8 protein-coding genes are annotated in these 11,422 nt (G+C 74.1%); 3 read left to right on the forward strand and 5 right to left on the reverse strand.

The window, feature by feature from the left end:
- Window positions 1–21 precede the first annotated feature (21 nt).
- The 4 genes from ABZX85_RS17965 to ABZX85_RS17980 form a co-directional block, all read right to left on the reverse strand.
- Entirely contained in the window at window positions 22–717 is a 696-nt protein-coding gene (locus tag ABZX85_RS17965) for an N-acetyltransferase (protein WP_355868970.1), read from the reverse strand.
- Between the two features lie 78 nt (window positions 718–795).
- On the reverse strand, window positions 796–1,581 hold the full coding sequence (locus tag ABZX85_RS17970) for a leucyl/phenylalanyl-tRNA--protein transferase (RefSeq protein WP_355868874.1): 786 nt from the start codon (window positions 1,579–1,581) through the stop codon (window positions 796–798).
- Window positions 1,582–1,588: 7 nt separating this feature from the next.
- Window positions 1,589–4,585: an amino acid adenylation domain-containing protein gene (locus ABZX85_RS17975; RefSeq protein WP_355868877.1), complete on the reverse strand. Its 2,997-nt coding sequence runs from the start codon at window positions 4,583–4,585 to the stop codon at window positions 1,589–1,591.
- Between the two features lie 246 nt (window positions 4,586–4,831).
- Window positions 4,832–5,782, reverse strand: a complete 951-nt coding sequence (locus ABZX85_RS17980; RefSeq protein ID WP_355868880.1) for a ScbA/BarX family gamma-butyrolactone biosynthesis protein — start codon at window positions 5,780–5,782, stop codon at window positions 4,832–4,834.
- A 139-nt stretch (window positions 5,783–5,921) separates the two neighbouring features.
- On the opposite strand from ABZX85_RS17980, the gene ABZX85_RS17985 reads away from it, so the two are divergent.
- Complete coding sequence (locus ABZX85_RS17985) at window positions 5,922–6,551, forward strand: ScbR family autoregulator-binding transcription factor (protein WP_355868882.1); 630 nt, start codon at window positions 5,922–5,924, stop codon at window positions 6,549–6,551.
- Between the two features lie 77 nt (window positions 6,552–6,628).
- On the opposite strand, the gene ABZX85_RS17990 is transcribed toward ABZX85_RS17985, so the two are convergent.
- The gene (locus ABZX85_RS17990) at window positions 6,629–7,801 is read right to left on the reverse strand and encodes a transposase (protein ID WP_355868885.1); all 1,173 of its coding nucleotides are present in this window, start codon (window positions 7,799–7,801) and stop codon (window positions 6,629–6,631) included.
- Window positions 7,802–7,937: 136 nt separating this feature from the next.
- Between ABZX85_RS17990 and ABZX85_RS17995 the strand changes: the two genes are divergently transcribed.
- Window positions 7,938–8,636 carry a helix-turn-helix domain-containing protein gene (locus ABZX85_RS17995; protein ID WP_355868887.1) on the forward strand — a complete coding sequence of 233 codons (699 nt, stop codon included), beginning with the start codon at window positions 7,938–7,940 and terminating at the stop codon, window positions 8,634–8,636.
- Between the two features lie 368 nt (window positions 8,637–9,004).
- Window positions 9,005–11,422 carry a BTAD domain-containing putative transcriptional regulator gene (locus ABZX85_RS18000; protein WP_355868890.1) on the forward strand — a complete coding sequence of 806 codons (2,418 nt, stop codon included), beginning with the start codon at window positions 9,005–9,007 and terminating at the stop codon, window positions 11,420–11,422.

Here is an 11,422-nt window from a genome sequence, read left to right on the forward strand (position 1 = left end):
TCGGGGTGTGTGGTCCTGCGGTCAGGGGCGCGGCGGGGTCAGCCGGTGCCTGACCCACACGTTCGGTTCGACGTACACGGCGTGGTCGTGCGCGACGTTCACGGTCACGGGCGTGAGGGCGCCGGGCACCTCGACCGGTCCGTCGGTGTCCAGCGGGAGGCCGGTCCACTCCCGCCACTGGGCGAGGCTGCCGGAGATCGTCATGGACGCCGGGCACACCTGGAGCACCTCGCCGCCCACCCGGGTGTGGACGCGCAGCCAGGGGTCCTCGGGCAGTCCGTCGGGGCGGCGCAGGGCGACGTACTCGGCGAGCGTCAGCTCCGGCCGCCGGTGCTTGGCGCTGGGCCGGACCGGCCCGACGAGGTCCGTGAACCCGGCGGCGCGGGCGTGGTCGAGCAGCGCCCGCAGCGTGTACGAGGACAGGTCGCGCGCCTGCCGCCCCGGCACGACGGCGATCTCCAGGGCGCACAGCGCGCGCGCCGCCCGGCCGGCCTTCGTGTCGGTGAGGCTGCGGCGCAGCACCTCGTCCCAGCCGGTGTCGGGCAGCGAGCCGGGGGAGCCGTCCCAGGCGAAGGGGACGGCGGCGGCGCGGGCGATCACCCGGTCGTCCGCGTCGAGCAGGACGAGCTGGTGGGCGGCGTGCCGCTCGAACGCCCAGTCCACGAGGAGCGGTTCGGGCCGGATGTAGGCGGGCCACGACGACTCCATCGTCAGCATCGCCTCTTCGAGGTCCGGCCGGCCCGCGATGCTGACCAGGCGGGGCGCGGTGGTGGTGGGGGACAAGGGGGCCTCTTCTCAGTCGGCGAGCCGGCGGACGGGCAGTTCCGCGGTGGGCAGCGGACGGCCCGGGTCGTGGGCGGCGAGCAGGGCGACGTAACTCCGCCGGGGCAGGGGCCGCGCCCCCAGCAGCCGGACGTGGCCGCCGTCGCGCTGGACGTCGACGGCGACCCCGCCCGCCTCGGCGAACCGGCGCGCCAGATCGGCGACGGCCGCCTTCCCGGCCCCGCTGCACAGGGTGAACTGGGAGTCGGCGCTGAACACGGCGCCGACCCGGACCCCGAAGGCGCCGCCGACCAGCCGGCCGTCCTCCCACACCTCCACGCTGTGGGCGTGCCCCAGTTCGTGCAGCAGGCACAGCCCCCGCAGCAGCTCGTCGGTCAGCCAGCGCTCGGCGCGGCCCGCCCGGCACTCGCGGACCACCCGCTCGAAGCAGACGTCCGCGGTCGTCGTCCACCCGGTCGCCGCCCGCAGCTGCCGGCGCAGACCGCGCGGCATCCGGGTCTGGCGGACCAGGATCACGGGGCGCGGGTCGGGCGAGCACCAGGCGATGGAGAACGGCTCGTCCGCGCCGGGGATCAGCGGGAGCCGGCCGGCCGCGACCTGGTCCTCGTAGGCGATCTCGTTGACGATGCGGTGCTCCGCGCTCTCGGCGGGGAACGGGTAGAGGCCGTGCCGGTAGGCGGCGAGCAGCGAGCGCGGACCGAGGTCGCCGCCGAAGGCGACCGGACCGTCGGCGGGGCCGGCGAGGACGTCCAGCGACTCCCAGGGGGCCTCGGGCCGGGCCAGGGTGCGGATGTACACGTCCACCTCAGAGGAAGTCGATGGCGGTCAGGTACCGCAGATAGCGGTCGAGCAGGTCGCCGTCCACGGGGGGTATCTCGATGCCGCTGCCCTCCAGTGCGGCGCGCACGTTGTCCTGCGAGAAGGTGGGGAACGTCGTCTCCAGGTACATCTCCGCGACGCTCATCTCGCCGGTCGAGCAGCGGTCGATGAAGAGCGGGGCGAACGGCGTCATCGGGTGGTCGGGCCGTTCGACGGCGGTCGCGACGATCCCGTCGACCCAGTCGTCCCAGGGGATCTCCCGGATCGCGTGGCCCCCCGCGCGCAGCCGCTCGGTGAGCAGGGAGACGTTCACCTTCCCCGGGTTGGTCAGGTGGTAGACCTCACCGGTCGGCAGCCGGCTCGCCGCGATGTGCAGCAGGGCGGCGGAGAAGACGTCGACCGGCGTGTAGTCCAGGGGGAGTTCGGCGACCGGGGCGGTCCCGGTGTCCACGATGAACTTCTTCATCGCGCACATCTCCGTCGCCGTGTTCCACGCCCCGCGCGCGCGGTCCCCGGAGATGTCGGCGGCCCGGTAGACCGCGACCGGCAACCCCTCCCGCGCCGCGTTCCGCAGCAGCTCCTCGGCGACCCACTTGCTCTCGACGTAGCCGACGGACAGCCGCTCGGGATGGTCCAGCGGCGTCTCCTCGGTGACGTGCCGCACCCCTGCCGTCCCGAACCCGGAGACCACGGCCATGGTGGAGACGTAGTGCACGGGGATGTTCCGGTACCGCCCGGCCAGCCGGACGATCTCCCGGGTGCCCTCGACGTTCGCCGGGCGCATGTGGGAGTAGGGGTAGATGAAGTTGACCAGTCCGCCGGGGTGGTGGATGACGTCGACGGTCCGGGCGAGCCGGTCGAACTCCTCGGCGCTCAGCCCGAGCAGGGGGCGCGCGAGGTCGCCGGGGAGCGCCCGGACCCGGCCGGAGGCGTGGTGCGCGGCGAGGTCGTCGTCCAGGTAGCGCAGCGTGTTCTCCCGCAGCCGCGCGCCGGCCTGCGCGTCGTCGTCGGCGCGCACCAGGCAGTGGACGGTGGCGTCGGTGGTCGTCAGGAGTCCGCGCAGGAGGTGCGCGCCGAGGAAGCCGGTGGCGCCGGTGAGCAGGACGTGCCCGGGGTCGGCCCACGCGGTGGCGCCGGCCGGGCCCGGGTGGAGGGGGACGCCGACGGCGGTGTCGGCCCGCAGGTCGGTGCGGGCGCCGGTGTCGGCGTCCAGGGTGCCCGCGCGGGCCGCGACGACGGCCGCCGAGAAGCCACGCAGCGTCGCGTCGTCGAGGAGGACCCGGATCAGCGGGCGCACCTGGGTGATCAGGACACCGAGGGAGGCCCGGACCTTGGCGAGGAGTTCCGCGGCGAGGATCGAGTTGCCGCCGAGGGCGAAGAAGTCGGCGTCCGGCGGGAGCGCGTCGACGCCGAGGACCTGGCACCAGAGGCCGGCGACGGCCTGCTCGACCCGGTTCGCGGCGGGGTTCTCACCGGCGGGGGCCGGCCGCTCGGGGACGGTCAGCGCGGCCAGGTCGGGCTTGCCGTGCGCGGTCGTCGGCATCGCGTCGAGCTGGACGAACCGGGCCGGGACCAGATGGGCGGGGAGCCGGCGGGCGGTGAAGGCGCGCAGTTCGGCCGGGTCGAGCGGGCGGCGCGCGGTGAAGTGGGCGGCGAGCGACAGGTCGCCCTGGTGCGCGAAGGCCGTCACCGCGACGTCGTCGACGGACTCGTGCGCCGCGAGGGTCGCCTCGATCTCGGCGGGCTCGACCCGGAAGCCGCGGATCTTCAGCTGGCGGTCGGCCCGGCCCACGATCTCCAGCTCGCCCCGCGCGGTCCAGCCGCCGAGGTCCCCGGTGCGGTACACGGGCGCCGAGTGTCCCGGCAGGGTCACGAAGCGGGCCCCGTCCGGTGCCGTCCCGGCCAGGTAGCCGTCGGCGACACCGGGGCCGCCGAGGTAGATCTCGCCGTGTCCGCCGGCCGGCACCGGCCGCAGCTCCTCGTCCAGGACGTGCACCTCGGTGAGCGGCAGCGGACGCCCCACGGGCGCGGGCCCCCGCGCGGGCAGCGACTCCTCGGTGATCTCCGCCGTGCAGGAGGTGATCGTCGTCTCGGTGAGGCCGTAGGCGTTGACGAGCCGGGAGCCCGGCAGCAGACGCAGCGCGGTACGGCAGTCCTCGGCGTGCACGGCGCTGCCGCCGACGATCGTCAGCCGTACCGGCAACGCGACGGGGGAGCGGGCGAGTTCGGCGAGGAAGGCCCGCCAGTAGGGCGGGGTCAGGTCCATGACGGTCACTCCGAGCGCGGTGAGCCGGCCGGGCAGTTCGCTCGGTGCCCAGGCGTACTCGGGCAGGACCAGCGTCGCGCCACTGAGCAGGGTGAGGAGGATCTGCTCGATGGAGGTGTCGAAGGACAGGGCCGCGAACTGGAGCACCCGGTCCTGAGGGCCGATGCCGTACCGCTCGCCGACGTGCCCGCAGAGGTAGCCGAGCGAGGCGTGGCTGACCCGGACGGCCTTGGGGGAGCCGGAGGAGCCCGAGGTGTAGATGACGTAGGCGGTGTCGGACGGCTCGACGGCGGCCGGGGGAGGTCCGCTCGCGGCGGTGGCGGCGACGTCGTCCGGGCCGAGGACGGTCACCGGGAGTCCGGCGAACCGCTGTTCGTGCTCGGGGCGGGCGACGACGAGGGCGCAGTCGGTCTCCTTGACGCAGGCCGCGAGCCGGTCGTCGGGGGTGCCCGGCTCCACGGGCAGGTAGGCGGCGCCGGAGCGCAGGGTCGCGAGGAGCGCCACGACGAGGTCGACGGAGCGTTCGAGGTGGACCATGACCACCGTGCCGCGGCCGGCGCCGAGCGCCCGCAGCCGGTGGGCGAGCCGGCCGGCCCTGCGGTCGAGTTCCGCGTAGCCGGTCCGGTGTCCGTCGTGTTCCACCGCGGGCGCGTCCCGGCGCAGCGCCGCCACCGCGGCGAAACGGTCGAGCACGAGCGGATTGCCGATGCTGTCCATAAGTCCCCTCAAGGCGTGCGAACTGCGTCCTTGGTTCCACGGGATTCGCCGGAACGAATTCGGCCGGAATTCCGGCGCCGCCGACATGGCGAGGGAACCCTACCGGGGTATGGCATGTCAATGGGTCCAAAAAGGGATGATCGCGGCATGAGGAGCCAGAGAACGAGCCATGAGAGGCGAATTACCGAATGACCGAAAAGGCCGGAGCGCATGGCTCCGGCCTTCCTCCCGCAAAAGGGTTTCCGTTTATCGGACGGCGGTCACGGCCCCGGCGACGGCGAGCGATTCCAGGGAATTCAGGGTCACCGTCGTGGTGAACACGGGGCGGCCGTTCTGGGTACCGGTCACCGCGTACCTGGCCTGTCCCGTCTCGTCCGGCGCGGCCGGTTCGAGCTCGATCCAGCAGGGGGTGTCGAACTCGACGTACCGCTGGAATGCGGTGTCGAGCGCGACGGGCCGCAGGTCTCCGGGCACCGACACGCGTGCGGCCTGGACGACGGCTTCGAGCAGCACCATGCCCGGTATGTGGTCGTGCGGGTGGTCGAAGAGCACCGGGTGCGAGGTGTCGACGCGCAGCCGGAAGCGGTGCGGTGCGGTGCCGGGCGCTATCACGACGTCCTCGGGGGCCGTCCGGTCCACCAGTGGCGGGGCGACGGGCGCGGGCGGCGGGGGAGCGGCGGCGAAGGCGCGGCGTGCGTCCGCGTACGTGCCGCGCAGCCGGTCGTAGATGGCCGGCGGGTGGGTGATGTACTGGATGACGGCGGTGCCGAGCGGGCCGTCGGCGCAGGCGGCCTCGATCCGGGCGATCAGCCGGGCCGAGCCGAGCTTGCGGCGGGTGATCCGCTCGTGCGTGACGCGCAGGCGGACGTCCATCGGCTCGCTGCGGGGGCGTAACGCCGCCTCGGTGAAGGTGTAGTGGGCGTGCTCCCAGCCGAGACGGTGGTTCAGCGGGACGCCCTGCGCCTCGTGGGACAGGACGGCGAGGGCCTGCCGTACGGTCTCGGCCAGGAGCATCGGGCTGGTGACGCCGCTGCCCAGCGTGTAGAAAGCATGCGAGCGCGGCCAAGCGAGGGTGACGGTATGGATGTGGGGGCAGATCTTCTGCCACTGGCGGACGAAGACCTCGTCCGTCCGTTCCTTGCGTGCGAGTTGGTGCAGATCGGCGGTGGGTGAGCCGATGTGAGCGCTGCTGGACATGCGCGTCCTTCCCCCGGGAAGCGTTGACGTGCGGAGCCTGGGCATACAGCGGAACCGGGCCTCGGCGGGAAGTTCGCGGAGTCCCGGCCGCAAAAATAAAGGTTATTCTTTTCTTTGTCGAGAGAGGCGGATGGGTGCGATGGCGGAACGGGTGATCAAGCAGGAGCGGGCGGTCCGGACGAGGGCGGCGCTGCTGCGCGCCGCGGCCGAGGAGTTCGCGGAGTCCGGTTACGCGGGGGCGAACGTGTCGAGCATCGCCGACCGGGCCGGACTCACGCTGGGAGCCCTCTACTTCCACTTCCGCAACAAGGGCGAGCTGGCCCGCGCGATCGTGCTCGAACAGCCCGAGACCGTGATGCCGCCGAACCCCTCCGTGGGCTTGCAGCACGCCGTGGACATCACCCTCACCTGGGCCTACCAACTGGTCGAGAACCCGGTGCTGCTCGCCGGGGCGCGGCTGGTGATGGAGCAGGAGCACTTCGTCCAGCCCTCGGAGAATTCCCACCAGCAATGGACCCGCATCATCTCCGAGGACCTGCGCGAGGCCCTCAGCCGCGGCGAACTGCGCCCGGACGTCGAGGCGGAGCCGCTCGCCCGGCTCGTCGTCAACGCCTGCACCGGCGCGCAGATGCACTCCCAGCTGGAGACCGGGCGCCGGGACCTGCCGGAGCGGGTGGAGGAGATGTGGAGATGTCTGCTCCCCGGCGCGGCCCAGCCGGGCGTCGCCGACCGCCTGGAGTTCGGCGAGTCCCGGGGGCGCGTCGTGTGACGCTTGCGGGGTGAGCCGGGGCGGCGCCGCCGTGCGCCGCCCCTTTTCCGTCCCCCGGCCGCCGTGCCCCGTCGCCGTCAGGCGGCCCGCAGGCTGTCCGTCGCGCCCTGGAACAGGTCGTACACGTACGCCGCGCTGGCCAGGGTCATGTGGTGGTGCCAGCCGGGGAAGGAACGGCCCTCGAAGTCCCGCAGGCCGTAGTCGCCCTCCAGCGTTCTGACGGCGCCGTGCGTGAGGGTGGCGCGGTGGGTCAGCCGGACGACGTCGGCGATGCGGTGGTCGACGAGCGAGGTGATCCAGTAGCGCAGCGGCCGGCGCTGCGCGGGCAGCAGCTCCGCGAGCAGCCGGTGCACACGCCGGCCGGCGGGGTGCGCCTGCCCCCCGCCCGGCAGCCGGACGAGCGTGGAGCGTACGACCGTCCGCCGGCCCGGTTCGTGGTGGTCGCAGCCCAGCGGACGGGGATGCCGCGCGTCCGTGGCCCGCAGCAGGCGCCGGGCCTCGGTGAACCCCGGGAACGCCGACGCCCCGTCCGCGCCGGCCACGAGCTGGCCCGGACGCACCTCGATGACGAAGTCCCTGCGGCGGGCGGTGAGTTCGGCGGCGAGGCGGGCCGGTGAGATACCGGTGCTCAGATCGGCGACCAGCGGGGCGCGGCGCGGGACCACCGGCCCGGTCAGCAGGTCCGCGCGGTCGAGCGCGTCCATCCACGACGGCTGCCCGGACGCCGAGCTGGGGATACGGGCCCGGCTGCGGCGGGGTTCGTCGGCCAGCCAGCCGTCGGGCAGCAGCAACTGCCAGTCGACCGGGCTGCTGAGGTGCTCGGAGGTGAGGAACAGCCCCGTGCCCACCTGGCAGTTGAGGACCCGTCCGGACTCCGGCAGCACCCGGCGGTGGACGCCCACGGAGTGGTCGCCGCGCTTCTCGATCAGGGTCGTCCCGAGCGTCCACACCGGGTCGGCCAGGCGGTGCGCGGCGGTGCGGGCGAGCGCCTCGCGGGCCGTCGTCCAGTCCCAGGGGCTCGCGCTGATGAACTGCTGTAACGCCTGGGGGGAGGCGTCCGAGGCGCGGGTGGCGCGGGCTATCTGGCGGATCGTCTTGCGGCCGGTCACGGTCAGCAGGCCGCACAGGTAGGCGTTGGCCCAGCGGCGCTGGTCGCTGCGGGGCAGGTAGCCGAAGACCGAGGCGCTGAAGGTGGAGAGCGTGCGGTCGGTGCACGGTGCAGGCAGAGTGGGGCTGCCGAGAGCGGGCATGGCGACTCCGTCCGTGAGGGATAATAAAAAAAGATACAACTTTTTTAGTTGGCGGTGCGGTGAGAACGCGGCGTTCTCGGTAAGTTGACGTTGCGTAGTCGCCTTAGGTGAAGCAGCGAAAGGTGAGGACCGTCTGATGGCGCAGTGCAGAGCGGCTCGCACCCGGCAGGCACTCGTCCACGCCGCGGCGGAGGAGTTCGACCGGCTCGGCTACCACGGGGCGTCACTGTCCGCGATCAGCCAGACCATCGGCATGTCCCTGGGCGCGCTGACCTTCCACTTTCCGGCCAAGGACCGCCTCGTCGAAGCGGTCCACGCCCTCGGCGCGACCCTCACCCAGCGGGAGGTCGCCCGCACCGAGGCCCTCACCGGCTGCCCCCTGCTGCGGGCCCGCGCCGTGCTCGTCGCCGTCACCGGACTCCTGCGCACCGAGGTCGTCGTCCGCGCCGCCGCCCGCCTCGCCGTGGAACGGCCCTGCCCCGGCTACGACTGGACGGCGACCTGGGTCCCCGCGCTCGGCACCCTCCTGGAGGAGGCCCACGACACCGGCTGTCTCCGCCCGGAACCCGCCCCGCGAGAGGTGACCGCCCTCGCCGTCGGCCTCGTCGCGGCACTCGTCCCCGGCCCGACGGCATGGGCCGGCGACCTGGTCGACGAGGAGAAGGCCGTCCTCCTCTGGGACCTCCTCGTCTCAGCCCTCCAGCCCGAGGGGCGGCCCCGGCCCGACGGCCCCGGCGGGCCGCCCGCGACCGGCCCGCGATGCTGCGGACGGCCCTGCGAGGACCGCCGCGCGATGGTGCCGCACGGCCTCGGAGACACCGCTGAGACTTATTGAGGTTTACGTGGCCTGCCCGCCGTGAGAGCCGCAGGATCGACCCATGAGCGAGCGGAGAACAGCCGAAGGGCGGACGCTCGCTCCCACGGACGCCGTCGCGCGTCCGGAGCCGTACGCATCCCGTGCCCCGCGCCCGTGCCGCGGACCCCGCCGCCGGTCGGCCGACCGGCGCACGCGGGAGAGGACACCGCCGGCCGGGGAACGCGGACGAGGGATCAGCGCCGGATGACACCGGAAAATCAACGGGGGGGTCGACGGCGGGGAAGGTGGCGGGCCCACGCGGCCCGCCGCCGCCTCGCGGGTCGGAAGGCCGTGTCGCCACGGCCAGGGCGCTGTGCGCCGCCCCTGCTAGGGGAGAAGGAGTGCATATGCGGTTCCGTGTCCTTGGGCCACTGGAACTTTCCGACGACGACAGGCCCGTGCCGCTCCAGGGGTCGAAACAGCGCGCGGTCCTCGGACACGTCCTGCTCAACGCGAACAGAGTCGTGTCCGTGAGTGCCCTGATGGACGTCCTGTGGCCGCAGGGCGAGACCCCCAACTCGGCCCGCAAGATCCTGCACAACGCGATCTGGGGACTGCGGGGCGTCCTGACGGCGGGCGGGGAGCACGCCGCCGGCGCCGCCCTCCTCACCCGCCCGCCGGGATACGTCCTCCAGGTCGACCCCGAGGCCGTCGACCTCTTCGAGTTCCGCCGCCTCGCCGAACAGGGACAGGGCCAACTCGCCGCCGGCTCACCGGAGTCCGCTGCCGTCACGCTGCGCCGGGCGCTCGGCCTGTGGCGCGGCAACGTCCTCGCCGACCTCGTCGAGGAGGGCTTCAACTGGCCCGAACTCGCGGGCATCGACCACGCCAGGACCGACGTCCTGGAGGACTGCTTCGACGCCGAACTCGCCCTGGGACGGCACCAGTCGGTGCTGCGCGAGATCGAGGCCGCCGTCGAGGGCGACGCCCTGCGCGAGCGGCTGTGCGGACAGCTCATGCTCGCGCTCTACCGGTGCGGACGGCACACGGAGGCCCTCGGCCTCTACATCCGGGTCCGTGAACGGCTCGTCGGCGAACTCGGCCTGGAACCCGGCCAGCACCTCCAGGAACTCCAGCAGGCCATCCTCCGCCACGACGCCTGCCTCCTCGTCCGCGACCCCGCACCCCGGGAACAGCTCACCGTCCGCCCCCCTGAGCCGCTCCCCTCCGTCCCGCGCCCCCGCACCGCCTCGCGCTCGGGGGCTCCCGTCGGCCCCGCACACGCGGTCCTCCTCGCGGGGGCGCTCCCCACGCGTCCGTCCGGCGGCCCGCCCGAAGGAGACCTCTTCGCCGACGAGGCGCCCTCGGCGGACCCCCACACAGGGACCGCCGGCGCGGGGGAGGGGGCCGGCGGGGTCACGCGGCCGTGCAGTGTCGTGATGGTGCACCCGACCGTCGAGGGGGAACCGGCAGGGGTCTACGCGGCCGGGCAGGACGACGCCGTCGAGGACGTCCTCGGACGGGTGAGCCGGGCCCTGCGGGAGGTCGCCGACTGGCTCGGCGGAACCGTCGTCGCCCCGGCGGGACCCGCCCAGCTCGTCGTGTTCACCGGCATCCGGGCGGCGGAGCGGGCCGTGTCCGCCGCGCTCGCCCTCCAGACCTGCGAGTCCGGCGGACAGACCCTGCGCGTCCGCGCCGCCGTCGCCACCGGCGAGGCCCACCTCTACCGCTTCGGCAAGGGGCCCGACGCCCCCGCCATGGTCGGCGGCCCCGTCGCCGACACCTGCCGGGCCCTCCTCGCCCGCGCCGCCGCCGGCACCGTACGCGTCTGCGCGACGACCCGGGAGCGCACCGGGGAGATCGTCGCCTACGGCGAGTCCGGCAGCCCCACGGCAGGCTGGCGGGTGCGCTCCGCCCACTGGCACGCCCTCAGCCACCCCTCCCTGCCGATCATCGACCGCGAGAGCGAACTCGACGTCCTCACCCGGCTGTTCGACCGCTCCCGGCACCGGGAGGTGTCCCAGCTCGTCACCGTCCTCGGCCGGGCCGGCGTCGGCAAGACCCGGCTGCTCCTGGAGTTCGAGCGGCGGGCCATGGCCCGCTGGGACGACCTCTGCTTCCTCGTCAGCGGCCCGGAGGCCGGCGCCCGCCCCCTCGGACTCCTGCGCGACCTCCTCCTCGCCCTGGCCGAGGCCCCCCGCGACACCGACCCCGAGGAAGCGGCCGGCCTGCTGCGCCGGATCACGCACGGCTGCGCGCTCGACCCGGACGAGGCCGCCGAGACCGAGCGGCACATCACCGAACTGATCACCTCGGGACCCGACGGCCCCCCGGCGCACCGGACCGCCCTCCTGCACACCGCGGGCCGCTCCCTCCTGCGCGCCGTCGCCACCCGCCGCCCCCTGGTGATCTTCGTGGACGACGGACACGAACTCGACGAGGAGAGCCTCGACTTCCTGGAGAACCTCGTCGACCCCACCGGCCCCCCGTCCCTCATGGTCGTCCTCGCCGCCCGCCCGCAGCTCCTCGACCGCCGCCCCACCTGGGGCAGCGGCCGGACCCAGGGCGCGACCCTCACCCTCGCGCCGCTCTCCGACACCGTCCTCGACCGGCTCACCGACATCGTCCACGGCCGGCTGCGCCAAGGGGTGCTCCGCCTCCCCACCCGCCGCCTCGCCGACCGGCTCGGCACCGCCCAGGCCCGGCCCGCCCGGCGCGACCTCCTGCGGACCCTGATGCGCCTGGACGTCTCCCGCCCGCCCCAGCGCAGCCCGAGCGGCGCGTGGGTGCTCAGCGGGAGCGCCGCCGGACACGCCCCGAACTGA

It is taken from the genome of Streptomyces sp. NPDC004539, from assembly GCF_040610055.1.
Lineage (GTDB): Bacteria > Actinomycetota > Actinomycetes > Streptomycetales > Streptomycetaceae > Streptomyces.

Excerpts from the sequence above, each read along its gene's own strand:
- ABZX85_RS17995 (WP_355868887.1), top strand. The coding sequence starts at position 7,938 with ATGGCGCAGTGCAGAGCGGCTCGCACCCGGCAGGCACTCGTCCACGCC.
- ABZX85_RS17990 (WP_355868885.1), bottom strand. The coding sequence starts at position 7,801 with ATGCCCGCTCTCGGCAGCCCCACTCTGCCTGCACCGTGCACCGACCGC.
- ABZX85_RS17985 (WP_355868882.1), top strand. The coding sequence starts at position 5,922 with ATGGCGGAACGGGTGATCAAGCAGGAGCGGGCGGTCCGGACGAGGGCG.
- ABZX85_RS17980 (WP_355868880.1), bottom strand. The coding sequence starts at position 5,782 with ATGTCCAGCAGCGCTCACATCGGCTCACCCACCGCCGATCTGCACCAA.
- ABZX85_RS17965 (WP_355868970.1), bottom strand. The coding sequence starts at position 717 with ATGCTGACGATGGAGTCGTCGTGGCCCGCCTACATCCGGCCCGAACCG.
- ABZX85_RS18000 (WP_355868890.1), top strand. The coding sequence starts at position 9,005 with ATGCGGTTCCGTGTCCTTGGGCCACTGGAACTTTCCGACGACGACAGG.
- ABZX85_RS17975 (WP_355868877.1), bottom strand. The coding sequence starts at position 4,585 with ATGGACAGCATCGGCAATCCGCTCGTGCTCGACCGTTTCGCCGCGGTG.